Consider the following 14,735-nt stretch of genomic DNA (forward strand, 5'->3'; position numbering starts at 1 on the left):
GCCGGGGCTTCTCGCCTGACGACTGGGGCGAACCTTCTAGGAAAAGGCGCCGCCAGGCTTCACCCCCATGAGCTTGAAGATCATGGCGGCGGGACAAAAGCCCGTGAAGCTGGACTGGACAAGGTTCAGCCCCACGAACGCCGTCAGCAACAGCCAGTACGGGCTGTAGAGCTGTGACAGCAGAAGGGAGACCAGGATCATGGTCCCGGCCAGAAGGGTGACTGCGCGTCCGATGGTCATGTTGGCCTCATTTATTATCAGTTTCGATAATTGATAAATGATATGGTGTCCAGCGATGTTTGCTGCAATGTGGCGGTCTGACGCGGTGATGAGTGTTAGACCCTGAACATGAAAACGCCGGCCTCATCGAGGCCGGCGTTTCAGGTGACAGCTATGGGCTCTCGCCTTAGCCGTGTTCCTCGATATGGGCTTCCATCGCCTCATATTGCTCCTTCACCTTGCCGCGCGGCGGCTTGGTGACCGCGTCCGTGATCAGGATGGCGAGGGTGGAGGCGATGAAGCCGGGCACCATCTCGTACATGATCGAGGACAGCGAGTTGCCGCCGATTGTGATGGGCGCATACAGCCAGAACAGCACCACAAGCGCGCCGACCACCATGCCGGCGATCGCGGCCGAACGGCTCATATTGCGGCGATACAGGCTGAACAGGATCAGCGGACCAAACGCGGCGCCGAAACCGGCCCAGGCGTTGGACACCAGATCGAGGATCGAGCTCGACCGGTCAAAGGCGAGCGCGATGGCCACCAGCGACACGACCAGAACCGAAAGGCGACCGATCAGCACGAGCTCCTTCTGGCTGGCGTTGCGACGCAGGAAGGTCTTGTAGAAGTCCTCCGTCAGCGAGCTTGAGGACACCAGAAGCTGGCTGGAGATGGTGGACATGATCGCCGCCAGGATCGCCGCCAGCAGGAAGCCGCCCACCAGCGGGTGGAACAGGATCTGGCTCATCAGGATGAAGATGGTTTCGGGATCGGTGAACTCGATATGGGCCTGTTCGATCACCGCGCCGTTCTGGGTGACGAAGGCGAGACCGAAAATGCCCGTCAGCACCGCGCCGATGACCGTGACGATCATCCAGCTCATGCCGATCCAGCGCGCCACGGCGACATCCTTGAGGGTGCGGATCGCCATGAAGCGCACGATGATGTGCGGCTGACCGAAATAGCCCAGCCCCCAGCTCATCGCCGAAATGATGCCCAGTATGCTCATGGAGGTGAGCGGGTCCGGTATCATCGAGAGGTAATGGGGCACGTCGGAGACCGCATTCGTGGTCTCCACGATATCGCCGAGCCCGCCCAGCTGCGTGAAGGCGACGATGGGCACCATGATCAGGGCGATGAACATGATCACGCCCTGGACAAAGTCGGTCAGGCTCACCGCCAGGAAACCGCCGAACAGGGTGTAGGCGATCACCACGCCGGCGGTCAGGAACAGGCCCAGACGGTAATCAAGGCCGAAGCTGGCTTCAAACAGCTTGCCGCCCGCGACCACGCCCGACGAGGTGTAGAGGGTGAAGAAGATCACGATCACCACGGACGACAGGATGCGCAGCACGCGCGTATTGTCGTGGAAGCGCTTCTCGAAATAGTCCGGAATGGTGATCGCGTCGTCAGCGACCTCGGTGTAGACGCGCAGGCGCGGAGCCACGAGCAGATAGTTGAAATACGCCCCGATAACGAGGCCTACCGCGATCCAGGCTGCGCCGAGGCCAGAGACGTACACCGCCCCCGGCAAGCCCATCAGCATCCAGCCCGACATGTCGGACGCGCCCGCAGAGAGCGCGCCGACCGCCGGGTGAAGTTGACGCCCGCCCAGCATGTAGCCGGACACGTCATCAGTAGATTTCTTGTAGGCATAGAGCCCGATGCCCAGCATCAGGACAAAATACCCCGCAAGCGATACAAGCGCTTCAACTTGCATATTGGCCCCCGAGTGAACGCGTTAATGGGTTCGATTAATCTATGTTTTTTGGGCTTACGGCCGGGTCTGGCCGTTGCCGCGGACACGGTATTTGAAGCTGGTCAGTTGCTCCAGCCCCACCGGACCCCGCGCGTGCATTTTGCCCGTTGCGATGCCGATCTCAGCGCCCATGCCGAACTCGCCGCCATCGGAGAACTGGGTGGAGGCGTTGTGCATCACCACGGCTGAGTCGATCTCGTTCAGAAAGCGTTCGGCCACTTGCGCATCCTCGGTGACGATGGCGTCGGTGTGGGCGGAAGAGTGCTCTGAGACGAACGGAATGGCCTCGTCCGGACCGTCCACCAGCTTCACCGACAGGATGGTGTCGAGATACTCGGTGTAGAAGTCCTCGTCCGTCGCCGGCTTGATCCGGGAATCGATCTCGCGCGCTTCGGCTTCGCCGCGCACTTCGCAATCGCCGAGGGCGTCCATGGCCATCGGCAGGAAGTCCTTGGCGACCTTGCGGTCCACGACAAGGCTCTCCGTGGCGCCGCAGATGCCGGTGCGACGCAGCTTGGCGTTCTTGATGATCGCCGCCGCCTTGGTCAGATCCGCCGCTGCATGCACATAGGTGTGACAGTTGCCATCCAGGTGCAGCAGGGTCGGCACCCGCGCCTGATCGCGCACCAGAGAGACAAGACCCTTGCCGCCACGCGGAATCACAAGGTCCACGTAATCCGCGCAGGTCAGCAGCGCCTGCACCGCGTCGCGGTCGGTGGTGTCGATCATCTGGATGCAATCGAGCGGCAGATCGGCTGCTTCCAGACCCTTGGCGAGACATTCGACGATCACGCGGGTGGAGTTCAGACTCTCCGAGCCGCCGCGCAGGATGACGGCATTGCCCGATTTCAGGCAGAGAGCGCCGGCGTCCGCGCCCACATTGGGGCGGCTTTCATAGATCATGCCGATCACGCCCAAAGGCGTTGCGACCCGCTCGATGGTCAGCCCGTTCGGGCGTTCCGTCGTGTGCAGAACGCGACCCACCGGGTCGGGCAGCTCGGCGATCTTGTCCAGCGCATCCGCAATGGCGCCCACCCGTTCTTCATCCAGGATCAGACGGTCGATAAAGGCGGCGGGCTTGCCCGCAGCCTTGACGCTGTCGACATCCTTGGCGTTCGCTTCGAGCAGCCGTCCGCAATTGTCGCGCAGGGCCTGGGCGGCGGCCGTCAGCGCCGTGTTCTTGCGCTCTGTCGAGGCAGAGGCGAGAGAGCGGGCGGCGGTCGCGGCGCGACGGCCCAGCTCGTTCACATAGGCGGTGACGTCGTTGGTGTCGGTCATGTCATTCATCCGGCTGAGAACAGCGGTCATACGGTGGCTGGCTCCTTTGTAGCGTCTGTTATCGGGGGCGTGCGAGTTAAAGCTTATCCGCGCAGTTCCACTGCACGGGAATAGGCGGCGTCGAGCGCGGCGTTCAGGCGTTCATCCAGAACGCCGTCGCCATTGAGAGCATTGACGCCGGCCGCTGTGGTGCCGCCCTTGCTCATGATCGAGTTGCGCAGGTCTTCAAACCCGGCTTCGTCTTCAAGCGCGAGAGCCATGCAGCCTGCCAGCGTCTCGATGACGAGGCGACGGGCGTCTTTCGGGTCAAAGCCCTGCGCTTCGACCGCCTTCTGGTAGGTGCGGGCGAATTCGAAAACATAGCCCGGCCCGCTGCCGGCGGCGGCGGTGATGCGGTCGATCTGGTCTTCGTCCTCAAGCCAGATCGCCTCGCCGACGGCTTCGCCCAGAACGGTCCCGAGTTCACGGTGCTCCTTAGTGGCTTGGCTGTCGGCGAAAAGCCCGCTGACGCCGCGTCCCACACGCGCGGGCATGTTCGGCATCAGGCGCAGGGCGCTGACCCCGCCGGCGGCTTCGGAAACCTTGGCGGCGGAGGCGCCGGCTGCAATTGAAACCACGCATCCGCCCTCTTTCACGAACCTGGCGGCGGGCGGGATGGCGACATCGATCAGCTGGGGTTTCACGGCCAGGATCATGGCGTCGAAGCGCTCATCCTGGGGCAGATCATCCACCGACTTCACCCATTTCGCCCCAAGGGGCAGTTTGGGTTCGCCCGGATCGACGACCGTCACGCCGACGCCGCCAAGTTTGATCCACCGCGAAAGCAGGGCGCCGCCCATGTTTCCGCATCCGACCATAATCAAATTCCAGCGCACGATGCCTCCGTCTCCGCTATGCAACACATGTGCGTCAATCCAGTATGACGCGACGCCGCATCATTTAGATGACGAAGTAAGCTTTTTCAACTCGATGCAGAGTTTAGGCGCTGAAACACCCTGTAAACTACGCTTTTAAAGCCCTTTTGCGGGGGTGGAATTTCAGGGTGTCTGCCCTTGAATTATTTCGAACAAAAAGTATGTTTCCCCCGTCTGAGCGGCATGCTGCGCCGCGTCACAGGAGAGGTATTGTTTTGTCAGATCGCCAACGCGTCGTTGTTAAAATCGGCTCATCGCTGCTCGCAAACGAGGAGCATCTCACCCTGCGCTACGCCTTCATGCACGGGGTGATGGAGGATGTCGCCCGGTTGCGCGAAGAGGGCATTGACGTGGTCCTGACCTCGTCGGGCTCCGTGGCGATCGGCCTGTCGACCATTGGCGTGGCGCCGGAAGAGGCGGGTCTGCTGGACAAGCAGGCGGCCGCCGCCTGCGGGCAACCCCTCCTGATGAACGCCTACAAGCAGATTGCCCTTGAGTACGGGTTCGACATTGCTCAGGTGCTGGTGACGCTGGATGATCTTGAGGATCGTCGCCGCTTCCTGAACACCAAGAACACCATCACCCGGCTGATCGAGCATGGCGTCATGCCCATCGTGAATGAAAACGACTCGGTCACGACCCAGGAGTTGAAGGTGGGTGATAATGACCGTCTGGCCGCCAAGGTGGCCCAGATGGTCCAGGCCGACCAGCTGGTGATCCTGACGAGCGTGGATGGTCTGTATGACCGCAATCCGGAAGAAGAAGGCGCCCAGCACGTGCCGGTCGTCGAGGACGTGTCCGAATATCTCGAGGTGACCAGCTCGGTCAGCGCGCTCGGCACGGGCGGCATGCTGACCAAGATGCGCGCCGCGAACATGGCGCAGAACGCTGGCGTGGAAACGATCATCGGTCAGGGTGAAGTGGACCGCCCCGTCTCGGCGCTTCTCAAGGATGAGCGCCGTCACACCAAATGCGTGGCGCTGGGCGATCCCGACAGCTCCTGGGCGATCTGGCTTACGGACCGCCTGCAGCAGGCGGGCGGGCTCGTGGTCGACGAGGAAACCGCCAAGCAGCTGCGCAAGGATCGCACCGATATCGGTCGTGAGGCTGTGGTGTCGGTGCAGGGCGAGTTCAACAAGGGCGATGTGCTGCACATCTATGATGAAGCGGGCGAAGAGCTGGCGCGCGGCATGTCGAACTTCACGTCTGCCGAGATCCTGCTCCTGGCGCGGAATTGTGACTCCGAGCCGTCCGAGCTTCTGGGCTATGAATCAAAGCCGCGAATCATCTCGGCGGACAATATGGCCGTCCTCAAGGAGCACCACCTGCCCTGGGATGCGCCCACGGATTCGGTGCGCATGGTCAGCTAGGACCTGAGACACGACTCTGCATGAGGGAAGGGGCGCCATGGGCGTCCCTTTTCTTTTGCGCGCATGGCGAATTGAGGGGGCTCAGATGCGAGCAGCCCCGCCTTGAGGATCAAGGCGGGGCTTGCAGCTCACACTCTTTGAGAGGTCATCGCCGCTGATGGCTCCTCGGGACGGGCTCGAACCGCCGACCCAGCGATTAACAGTCGCTTGCTCTACCAACTGAGCTACCGAGGAACGTTCATCAGCGATGAGGTGGTGTGTATATCCATGGCGTTGGACGCGATCAAGCGGCTGAGTGCAGCCCGATGCAGTTTCGTTTCAGTTCGCCGCGGTGCAGGCAAAAAAAATCGGGAGCCCGGAAGCTCCCGAAAAGGCATTGGGTGGATGGTGGGGTGTCTTCGAAGGAAGACGGGTAAACAAATACTGAGTCGGGAGTTAACAACGGCCTAACGTTAATGGAAATTCTCCACATTTCCCCACAGACTCCGATCTGCTCGCGGAAAGCCCGGCCCTGTGATACTTTGCCTTTAAAACAAAGCAGACGGGGAGGTCGTCATGGCCGAGCGCAGCGCCAGCTACCAGGAATTCTGGCCCTTTTACCTTCGTGAGCACGCCGAGGCGGGCACGCGCTACATGCATTACGCCGGTACGGTGATTGGTACGGCGATTCTCGCCGCCGCTCTGGTCACGCAGACCTGGTGGGCGATTTTGCTCTGGCCGCTGACGGGATATGGTTTCGCCTGGGTCAGCCACGCCTTTATCGAGCGCAACAAGCCGGCGACCTTCATTCACCCGTTCTGGTCGTTCATCAGTGATTACCGGATGACGGCGCTGGCGTTCACGGGGCGTCTCAAGCCTGAACTGGTCAAGGCAGGCGTTCTGGATCATCCGCACGCGCAAGCCGCGGAATAGTCGTCAGCCCTGCGGGACCGCTGAGGGGCGTTTCGTGGGAGAGGGTGGAGGCGCCACCCGGAATCGAACCGGGGTACACGGATTTGCAATCCGCTGCGTCACCACTCCGCCATAGCGCCGCCGTGTGGTGGGTCGCCATCTATACAAAAGCGCGAAGGCGCCCGCAACGCGGTTTGAGGGGGCTTTGACAGCTTGTGCTGTACAATATTGCAGTGGCCTGGCGCCGCAGGGGCGTCTCTTGGCCTTGCAGGTCTGAAAGCGGGCGCGATATAAGCGGCCCGCAGATTCAACAAGGGGACGCCGTCGCGCCATGTCCGAATTCGAGACCGCCCGCCTCGCCATGGTCAACAGCCAGATTCGTCCGAACGATGTCACCGATCATCGTATTCAGGACGCGATGGCCGACATTCCGCGCGAGCGCTTCCTGCCCAAGTCGCAATCGGCCAAAGCCTATGCCGACATCGAGGCGAAAGTGGCGGAAGGCCGCTTCATGCTCACCCCGCGTGATCTCGCCAAGCTGATCCAGGCGGCCGATATCCGCCGCACGGACGTGGTTCTTGATGTGGCCTGCGGCCGTGGCTATTCGACCGCGGTTCTGGCGCGCATGGCGGAGACCGTCGTTGGCCTGGAGCAGAAGGATCTCGGTCTTGTCGAGAAGGCGACCGACGCCCTCAACGCCATCGAGACCGACAATGCGGTCGTGGTCGAGGGGGACCTGTCCAAGGGCGTGCCCGGACAGGGCCCGTTTGACGTGATCATCGTCAACGGCGCCGTTGCTGAGCCTGCACAGGCCTGGCTTGACCAGCTCGCTGTCGGCGGGCGGCTGGCTGTGATCGTTCGCGACGGAACTGTCGGGCAGGCGCGTATCTATACCAAAGCGCAGACTTCCGTGGGTGACCGGAGCGTGTTCGACACGACCGCGCCCTATCTGCCGGGTTTCGAGCCGGAAGCAAAATTCGCCTTCTAGAGCGGTCTGTTACAGAACCGTATGGCTAGGGTGACATTTTGCACCGTACACCGCACGCCGAGCGCCGTATAAGAAGGCGTGTCGGGATTGCGCGTTTTTGCGCAAGGGATGGTCAAGAGGGACGCCCCATGAAACGTTTTCTGTGCGCCGCCGCACTGTCGGTTCTGTCTGCAGGTCTTGCGCCGTGGGGACTGGCGCAGGCCCAGTCTCTGAACGAGACGCTCGCCGCCGCCTATGAATCCAACCCCACGCTCGGCGCTCAGCGCGCCAGCCTGCGTCAGTCTGAAGAGGGGTATTTCCAGGCGCGCGCGGGCTTGCTGCCCAGCCTGTCGGCGACCGGGTCCGTGGGTGAAACGGTCGATACCTGGGGCGGGGCTCCGGAGAACGATTCCTCCAGCTATGGGCTGACGCTGAACCAGTCCATCTACCGGGGCGGCCGGACGCGCGGCTCCATCGACGCCTCGCTGGCGCGGATTGAAGCCGCGCGCCAGCAATTGCGCTCGACCGAACAGTCGGTGCTGCTCGATGCTGTAAGCGCCCACATGAATGTGGTGCGCGACCAGCAGGTTGTCGCCATTCGCAGCAATAACGTCGAAGTGCTGGCCGAGCAGCTGCGCGCCGCCCGCGACCGGTTTGAAGTGGGTGAGATCACCCGCACTGATGTCGCCCAGGCCGAGGCGCGCCTGTCTGGCGCTCGCGCCCAGCTTTCCGCAGCTCAGGCCGCCCTCGCAGCGTCCCGCGCGGGCTATGCGCGCGTGACCGGGGTCGATCCTGTGGAGCCTGACAATGCCGGCCCGTCCGAGCAGGTGCCCGCAGAATTCGCCGACGCCGCCGAAGTGGCGATCAACCGCAATCCCGACCTGCTGGCGGCCCAGTACGCCGAGCAGGCGGCGGAATATGGCGTCCGGGTCGCCCGCGGCGCGCAACTGCCGGAAATCGGTCTGCGCGCTTCTGTGTCCGAGGGGCGCGAAAGTGACTTCTCCGGTCAGGGCCGCGGCACAGCCTCGATCACGGCCAATGTGACCATGCCGATTTTCACCGGGGGGCTGAACCGCTCGAATGTGAGAGAGGCGCGCGCGGCGGCCGATCAGGCGCGTCTGTCGGGGCTGACGGTGCGTCGTCAGGTCATCGAGGGCGCCACCAATGCGTGGAACAATTATCTGGCGGCTCTGGCGGTCATCGAATCCAGCCGCGAGGCTGTTCGCGCCAACGAAATCGCCTTTGAAGGGGTTGAGCAGGAGGCGCTTGTGGGCCTTCGCACGACCCTGGACGTGCTTAACGCCGAGCAGGAATTGCTGAACTCCCGTCTTGAACTGGTGCGCGCCGAGCGTGACTTGACGGTGGCCAGCTATGCGCTTCTGCAGGCGATGGGCCAGCTTGACGCCCAGAGCCTGGGGCTGCCGGTCGAGGCGGAAGATGTGCGGTCGCGTTTTGAAGAAGCTCGTGGGGCTAACTTCGACTTAACGCCCTGGAATTAGACCATTGGAAATCAAGGAAGGGTGCTGGACAGCCAAGGCTTGCCGCGCCTAACCTGTGCGCCGCCGTTTACCCCTCGACGGACGAAGGACGTCTCTATGGCTCAGGATACCGACCAAGAACCGACGATGGAGGAAATCCTCGCCTCCATTCGCCGTATCATTAACGAAGACGAAGAAGAGCCGAAGGCTGAAGAGGCCGAAGCCGAGGCGGAGGAGCCTGCGCCGGAGCCTGAGCCCGAGTTCGAGGCCGAGCCGGAACCCGAGCCTGAGCCGGAACCTGAAGTCGAGTTCGAGGCCGAACCGGAGCCCGAACCCGAGCCGGAACCGGAAATGGACATGGATGACGCGCTGGAGCTGACCGAGCGTGTCGAGGATGAAGACGAGCCGATGGACGTGGCCGATGATCTCATGATCATGGACCGCGAGCCGGATCCCGAACCCGAGCCGGAAGTCGAGTTTGACGCGGAGCCTGAGGAGGAGCCCGAGGAGGACAGCCTCATCGACGCCGCTCCGGCCTCCGCGGCTGCAGGCATGTTCGCGGCCCTGTCGGAGAATCTGCGCGTCTCATCCCAGCAGGGCCAGACTCTGGAAGGCATTGTGCGCGAACTGATGCGTCCGATGCTCAAGCAATGGCTCGACGAAAACCTGCCCTCCATCGTGGAAGAGAAGGTGCAGGCCGAGATCGAACGGATTGCGCGCCGCGGCCGCTAACCGGTCTTGCGCAGGATCTGACATATGAAACGGGCGCCGTGTCACGGCGCCCGTTTTCTTTGGCCCCTCTCTGTAAACGAGCTGCCCATGCGTGATCTGAACCAGGCGATAGCCGACCTGACTCCCTGGCTTGAGAGCCTTGAAAGCGAGCGAAAGTCCGCGGTGGCGCAGTGTTACAAGGGGCTGGTGCTTGGGCTGGTCGTGGCGGCGGCCTTCGTTCTGGTCTGCGTGGCTGCGTCCTGGCCGCCGCCCGTCATGATGATCGGGGGCGGGGTGATCTTCGTCCTGGGTCTTGTCTGGGGCAACCAGCCGCTCAACAGATTGCGCAAGACGGTCAAGACAGGCCTCAATGACCGTTTTGCGGAAGCCTTCGGCATGCGCTATCGCGCCGAGGTTCAGGACCCGATCCGCTTTAACGCCTTCCGTGAGCATGACCTGCTTCCCGGTTATGACCGGCGCAGCTTCGAGGATCACTTCTCAGGCGAGGCGCACGGCGCAGATTTCGATCTGTATGAGGCCCATCTCGAACAGAAACGCCGGACCAAGAAACGCACCTATTACGTCACGGTGTTTCGCGGCGTCCTGATCCGGATCAATTTCCCTCGGACCGTGGAGGGCGTCACGCTGGTGACCCGGGACGCCGGCATTTTCAACGCATTGGAAGGCTGGGCGAAAAAGACGTTTGGCGGCCAGAAGCTTGAGCGGATCGGTCTGGTGGATCCGACTTTCGAGAAGGCGTTCGAGGTCTATGGCACCGATCAGGTGATGGCGCGCTATCTGCTGACCCCATCCTTCATGGAGCGACTGCTCAAGCTGGAGCGCGTGCTGAAGGGCAAGAATGTCCGCTGTGTTTTTGACGAGAAGCTGGGCGAGGGCGCCGGGCGGGGCGAATTGCTGATCGTTGCGGAAACTGGAAACAAGTTCGAGGCGGGCTCCATGTTCAAGCCGCTCACCGATCATGGCCGCATCGCCAGCTTGCACGGCGAGTTCTCGATGATCGACGATATCATCAACACCGTGCTCGAACCGCCGAGCGAGGGCGGGGGCGTCCTCTAGGCCGTTGGCTCCAGCAGATCCCAGCGATTGCCGTAAAGGTCCCTGAAGACAGCCACCTTGCCGTAGGGTTCGTGCCGCGTGGCTTCCTCGAACCGGACGCCTTCATGCTCCATCCGGGCGCGTTTGGTCTCAAGGTCGGTCGTATGCAGGAAGAAACCGACACGGTCGCCTGCACTGGCGCCAATGGCCGCGACCTGCTGGACGCCTCTGGCTCTGGCGAGCAGGAGCTTCACGCCGCCATCCCCGGCGCCGATCTCGACCCAGCGTTTGCCCTCGCCCAGGTCCTGATCGCTAATCAGCTCAAAGCCCAGCGCGCGTGTGAACCAGTCGATGGCCTCGTCATAATCGGCCACCAGATAGGTGATGGCGGCGAGGGTCTGTGCGGGCTGACTCACAGATCGAACACGCCCACGAACGGGACGTGGTCAGAGGCTTTTTCCTTGCCGCGCACATCCTTGGCGATCTCGACCGCTTTCAGACGATCCGCCGCTTGCGGGCTCAGCAGCAGATGATCGATGCGGATGCCGTTGTTCTTCTGCCAGGCGCCCGCCTGATAATCCCAGAAGGTGTACTGGTGCGCGCGGCCATCGGCTTGCATGAAGGCTTCGGAATAGCCCAACCACAGGATCTCGGCGAAGGCGTCCCGGCTTTCAGGGCGGATCAGGGCGTCGCCTTCCCAGGCGGCGGCGTCATGCACATCGCTGTCTCGCGGAATGAGGTTGTAGTCCCCGGCGAGGATCACCGGCTCCTCAAAAGCCAGCAGCGACCGGGCATGCGCCTTAAGGCGCTTCATCCAGGCCAGCTTGTAATCGTATTTCGGGCCGGGCGCCGGATTGCCATTGGGCAGATAGATCGAGGCGACGCGGACCGGGCCGCTGTCCGCGCTGATCACGGCCTCGATATAGCGCGCCTGATCATCCTCATCATCGCCGGGCAGGGCGCGCTGGCTGATCTCTTCGATGGGGCGTTTTGAGAGAAGGGCGACGCCGTTATAGGTCTTCTGGCCAACCGTCTCGACATTGTATCCGAGCTCCTCGATCTCGAGCCGGGGGAAGCCCTCATCGACTGTCTTGATCTCCTGCAGGCAGGCCACGTCCGGGCTCGCCTCCTTCAGCCAGTCGAGCACATTGGGCAGGCGCGCCTTGATCGAGTTGACGTTCCATGAAGCGACGGACAAGGTCATGTGATGCTCCCGACCAATGGGGCCCGAATAACGGGGATGCTGGATGCGCGATCTTGCGGATGAGCCCGCGCCGAAACCCTACACGGTTTTGACCGTGATTCTGATGGGGCTTGCGACGCTGGTCGCAGTCGCCATTGGCTTCCTGAGTTTTGGCCTCTACCTGCCCAATCTGATGACCTTTTCCCAGGTCCTCAGTCAGGACGATGTGGACAAGGCGGCGCTGGCCGCCTTTCTGTTCCTGTCCGCAGGCCCCGTGATCGCGGCGGCGGGACTGATCCTGGGATGGATCAGTTTTCTGCTCTTCAGGGCGCCGAAGACGGGCATTCGGCTCGTCTTCTTTCCGCCTGTCGCCTGGGTGGTCGCCGTGCTGGCCTATTTCGCCCTGATCATGAGCGTGTGCGACGGCAGTTTCACCTGCGGCGCGTCGCTCTAGAACCCCTCGAACCGCGCGATCTCGTCCACCGGCGCGCGCTTGGAGCGCAGCTGGTTTACGGCGGCGTCGGGATCGGCATAGCCGATCGCCATGCCGCAATAGACCTGATCGGGGCTTTCAACGCCCAGCGCCCGGCCGACAGTCTTGCAATGCGGCGTCCAGGCTTCCTGAAAACAGGTGGCGAGTCCGCGTTCCTGGGCGGCGAGCGCCAGGCTCATCATGAACATGCCCAGATGCGCCCATTGGTTGGGGTTCATCCGTTCATCAATCAGGAAGAACAGGCCTACCGGAGCGCCGAAGAACTGGTAGTTCTGCATCAACCAGTTCAGGCGCGCCGCCTTGTCCTCGCGCGGCACGCCCATCAGGGCGTACATGTCCTCGCCCAGCTCATACCGACGCGAGCGATAAGGCTCCCACAGCTTTTCAGGATAGACTGGGAAAGCGGCCTCATCATCGAAAGGGTTTTCGGCGAGCTTCTTGGACACTGCATCCATGACGCGCTGGCGCGCTTCGCCCGCGACTGCGACGACTTTCCAGGGCTGCAAATTGCCCCCCGACGCGGCGAAGCGCGCATCGTCTATGAGCGCGCGCAGCTCGGTTTCAGTCACCGGCTTGTCGAGAAAGGCGCGCGTGGAAATGCGCTTGTGCAGCGCGTCTTTGACCGAAAGGCTCATGAAATCTCCCCTGACGTGTTTTTCGCAGGGGAGCGCGAAACAAGCCCGAATGTCCAGATCAAGACGACAGGTTCACCCGGACGTGATCAGATCGAGAAGCTGGTTCCGCAGCCGCAGGCGGCGGTGGCGTTGGGATTCTTGATCTGGAAGCTCGCGCCGATCAGCTCGTCCACATAGTCGATGACCGAACCGGAGAGGAACTCCACGCTCATGGGATCGATCAATACGGTGGCTCCGTCACGTTCGATGCGCAAATCATCCTCGCGCGCCTCGTCGGTGAGATCGTATTTGTAGGAAAAGCCCGAACAGCCCCCGCCCTCGACCGAGAGACGCAGATAGCGCGAGCCTTGCGCCTTCGTGATCTCATTGATCTGCGCGGCGGCTGAGGGGGACAGGGAAATGTCCGTCGTATCGAGGGTGGTGCTCATGAGCGTCTGACTTTCCACGGCTGGCGTTTCGGCCTCGCATCAGTATATGGACGTTCCCGACGCCTGAAAAAAGACCTCAACAGTGACAGGAGCTGGAGATGGCCCCGATGCGCGCCCCTTATGCCTGCGATCCGGCGAAAAGCCGCGGCCGTCACCACCCTCAGCCCGAAAGCGCGATGCGCAGCGCCTTCCAGCGCGATCGCGACCGCATCATCCATTCAAGCGCCTTCCGCCGCCTGAAGGAAAAGACCCAGGTCTTTGTGGCCCATGAGGGTGATGCGTATCGGACCCGTCTGACCCATTCACTGGAGGTTTCCCAGATTGCCCGCACCCTGGCGCGGGCGCTGCAGGTGGATGAGGATCTCGCCGAAGCCAGCGCGCTCGCCCACGATCTCGGGCACCCGCCCTTCGGTCATTCGGGCGAGGACGCCCTGTCTGAATCCATGGTCGATTTCGGGGGCTTTGATCACAATGCCCAGACCCTGCGCGTCGTGACCAAGCTGGAGACCCGCTATCCAGAGTTCGAGGGGCTCAATCTGGCGTGGGAGACTCTGGAGGGCGTGGTCAAGCATAACGGCCCGCTGATGCAGGCGGGCGATGATCCGAAGGTGCTGCCCTGGGGGTTCCGCGCCTATCCCGGCTGGCAGGCGCTGGAACTTCACACCCATGCCGGCATTGAAGGGCAGATTGCGGCGTTGTCCGATGACATCGCCTACAACAATCACGACATTGATGACGGGCTGCGCTCGGGCATCCTGAAGATCGAACAGCTCATGGACCTGCCGCTGGTGGGCGACGTCTTCCGTCGTTGCCGAGCGCGCTATCCCGATATTTCCGAGAACATCCTGATCCACGAGGCGGTCCGCGAGATGATCGGCCTGATGGTGGCGGATGTTCTGGACGAGACCCGGCGGCGCCTGAAAGACAGTGGCGCGGACAGTCCTGAAGCCGTGCGTCGTCTGGACCGGCCCATGGTGTCCTTTTCTGATGGGATGACCGAAAGCCTCGCGGCCGTGCGGCGCTTCCTCTATGCGAACATGTACCTGCACTACAAGGTCAAGCGCATGAAGGAAAAGGGGAAGATGGTCGTTCGCGATCTCTTTGCGGCCTTCCTGTCCGATCCCATGCTGCTGCCGACCGAGCTGCAGCGCGAAGCGGGCGGGGCCGGGGAGGAGGCGACGGCGCGTGTCGTTTGCGATTACATCGCCGGCATGACCGATCGCTACGCCATCGAGGAGCACCGCAAGCTCTTCCATGTGGAAGGCTGGGGCTGAGCCGAGCCCGTCTGTGGAAAATCATTTCTGACAGGGCGACTCACACTCGCGGCTCTTGCTATGGTCTGACCTGCCA

The 14,735-nt window shown here is 62.4% G+C and carries 16 protein-coding genes and 2 tRNA genes; 8 read left to right on the forward strand and 10 right to left on the reverse strand.

The window, feature by feature from the left end; translation table 11 throughout:
- Positions 1-36 precede the first annotated feature (36 nt).
- The 4 genes from B2Z70_RS03160 to B2Z70_RS03175 all read right to left on the reverse strand — a co-directional run bounded on the left by B2Z70_RS03160 (position 37) and on the right by B2Z70_RS03175 (position 4,098).
- Positions 37-240, reverse strand: coding sequence for a YgaP family membrane protein (locus B2Z70_RS03160; protein WP_009801274.1), 204 nt, complete (start codon positions 238-240; stop codon positions 37-39).
- 166 nt (positions 241-406) lie between these two features.
- Positions 407-1,942: a sodium/proline symporter PutP gene (putP, locus tag B2Z70_RS03165; RefSeq protein WP_009801273.1), complete on the reverse strand. Its 1,536-nt coding sequence runs from the start codon at positions 1,940-1,942 to the stop codon at positions 407-409.
- Between the two features lie 54 nt (positions 1,943-1,996).
- The gene (locus B2Z70_RS03170; RefSeq protein WP_009801272.1) at positions 1,997-3,289 is read right to left on the reverse strand and encodes a glutamate-5-semialdehyde dehydrogenase; all 1,293 of its coding nucleotides are present in this window, start codon (positions 3,287-3,289) and stop codon (positions 1,997-1,999) included.
- Positions 3,290-3,342: 53 nt separating this feature from the next.
- Positions 3,343-4,098: a pyrroline-5-carboxylate reductase family protein gene (locus tag B2Z70_RS03175; protein ID WP_292980915.1), complete on the reverse strand. Its 756-nt coding sequence runs from the start codon at positions 4,096-4,098 to the stop codon at positions 3,343-3,345.
- Positions 4,099-4,388: 290 nt separating this feature from the next.
- On the opposite strand from B2Z70_RS03175, the gene proB reads away from it, so the two are divergent.
- Complete coding sequence (gene proB / locus B2Z70_RS03180; RefSeq protein WP_009801270.1) at positions 4,389-5,543, forward strand: glutamate 5-kinase; 1,155 nt, start codon at positions 4,389-4,391, stop codon at positions 5,541-5,543.
- A gap of 158 nt (positions 5,544-5,701) precedes the next feature.
- Here proB and B2Z70_RS03185 read toward each other — a convergent pair.
- Positions 5,702-5,777, reverse strand: a tRNA-Asn gene (locus B2Z70_RS03185).
- A 321-nt stretch (positions 5,778-6,098) separates the two neighbouring features.
- Here B2Z70_RS03185 and B2Z70_RS03190 point away from each other — a divergent pair.
- Positions 6,099-6,455, forward strand: coding sequence for an Mpo1-like protein (locus B2Z70_RS03190; protein WP_009801269.1), 357 nt, complete (start codon positions 6,099-6,101; stop codon positions 6,453-6,455).
- A gap of 45 nt (positions 6,456-6,500) precedes the next feature.
- Here B2Z70_RS03190 and B2Z70_RS03195 read toward each other — a convergent pair.
- Positions 6,501-6,574: transfer RNA gene (locus tag B2Z70_RS03195), tRNA-Cys, on the reverse strand.
- 191 nt (positions 6,575-6,765) lie between these two features.
- On the opposite strand from B2Z70_RS03195, the gene B2Z70_RS03200 reads away from it, so the two are divergent.
- The 4 genes from B2Z70_RS03200 (at position 6,766) to B2Z70_RS03215 (ending at position 10,667) form a co-directional block, all read left to right on the forward strand.
- Entirely contained in the window at positions 6,766-7,422 is a 657-nt protein-coding gene (locus B2Z70_RS03200) for a protein-L-isoaspartate O-methyltransferase family protein (RefSeq protein WP_009801268.1), read from the forward strand.
- A 128-nt stretch (positions 7,423-7,550) separates the two neighbouring features.
- A complete protein-coding gene (locus B2Z70_RS03205; protein WP_009801267.1) occupies positions 7,551-8,900 on the forward strand; it encodes a TolC family outer membrane protein in 1,350 nt (449 codons plus the stop codon).
- 96 nt (positions 8,901-8,996) lie between these two features.
- Positions 8,997-9,611: a DUF2497 domain-containing protein gene (locus B2Z70_RS03210; protein ID WP_009801266.1), complete on the forward strand. Its 615-nt coding sequence runs from the start codon at positions 8,997-8,999 to the stop codon at positions 9,609-9,611.
- Between the two features lie 87 nt (positions 9,612-9,698).
- The gene (locus B2Z70_RS03215; protein ID WP_009801265.1) at positions 9,699-10,667 is read left to right on the forward strand and encodes a DUF3137 domain-containing protein; all 969 of its coding nucleotides are present in this window, start codon (positions 9,699-9,701) and stop codon (positions 10,665-10,667) included.
- Here the strand turns inward: B2Z70_RS03215 and B2Z70_RS03220 are convergent.
- Both B2Z70_RS03220 and xth read right to left on the reverse strand, forming a co-directional pair.
- The gene (locus B2Z70_RS03220; RefSeq protein WP_292980923.1) at positions 10,664-11,062 is read right to left on the reverse strand and encodes a VOC family protein; all 399 of its coding nucleotides are present in this window, start codon (positions 11,060-11,062) and stop codon (positions 10,664-10,666) included. The two genes, B2Z70_RS03215 and B2Z70_RS03220, sit on opposite strands and share 4 nt — an antisense overlap.
- Positions 11,059-11,850: an exodeoxyribonuclease III gene (xth, locus tag B2Z70_RS03225; RefSeq protein WP_292980927.1), complete on the reverse strand. Its 792-nt coding sequence runs from the start codon at positions 11,848-11,850 to the stop codon at positions 11,059-11,061. The genes B2Z70_RS03220 and xth overlap by 4 nt, the downstream gene beginning before the upstream one ends.
- A gap of 43 nt (positions 11,851-11,893) precedes the next feature.
- Between xth and B2Z70_RS03230 the strand changes: the two genes are divergently transcribed.
- On the forward strand, positions 11,894-12,283 hold the full coding sequence (locus B2Z70_RS03230) for a hypothetical protein (protein ID WP_292980929.1): 390 nt from the start codon (positions 11,894-11,896) through the stop codon (positions 12,281-12,283).
- On the opposite strand, the gene B2Z70_RS03235 is transcribed toward B2Z70_RS03230, so the two are convergent.
- Together B2Z70_RS03235 and erpA are read right to left on the reverse strand one after the other, a co-directional pair.
- Positions 12,280-12,957 (reverse strand): nitroreductase, encoded by a 678-nt coding sequence (locus B2Z70_RS03235; protein WP_292980932.1) that lies wholly within the window; start codon positions 12,955-12,957, stop codon positions 12,280-12,282. The two genes, B2Z70_RS03230 and B2Z70_RS03235, sit on opposite strands and share 4 nt — an antisense overlap.
- 86 nt (positions 12,958-13,043) lie before the next feature.
- Positions 13,044-13,385, reverse strand: coding sequence for an iron-sulfur cluster insertion protein ErpA (gene erpA, locus B2Z70_RS03240; RefSeq protein WP_009801260.1), 342 nt, complete (start codon positions 13,383-13,385; stop codon positions 13,044-13,046).
- A 98-nt stretch (positions 13,386-13,483) separates the two neighbouring features.
- On the opposite strand from erpA, the gene B2Z70_RS03245 reads away from it, so the two are divergent.
- Positions 13,484-14,659 carry a deoxyguanosinetriphosphate triphosphohydrolase gene (locus tag B2Z70_RS03245; RefSeq protein ID WP_292980935.1) on the forward strand — a complete coding sequence of 392 codons (1,176 nt, stop codon included), beginning with the start codon at positions 13,484-13,486 and terminating at the stop codon, positions 14,657-14,659.
- The last annotated feature ends 76 nt before the right edge of the window (positions 14,660-14,735 follow it).

The sequence above is a fragment of the Oceanicaulis sp. UBA6590 genome, assembly GCF_002433705.1.
In the GTDB taxonomy this organism is placed as follows: Bacteria; Pseudomonadota; Alphaproteobacteria; order Caulobacterales; family Maricaulaceae; genus Oceanicaulis.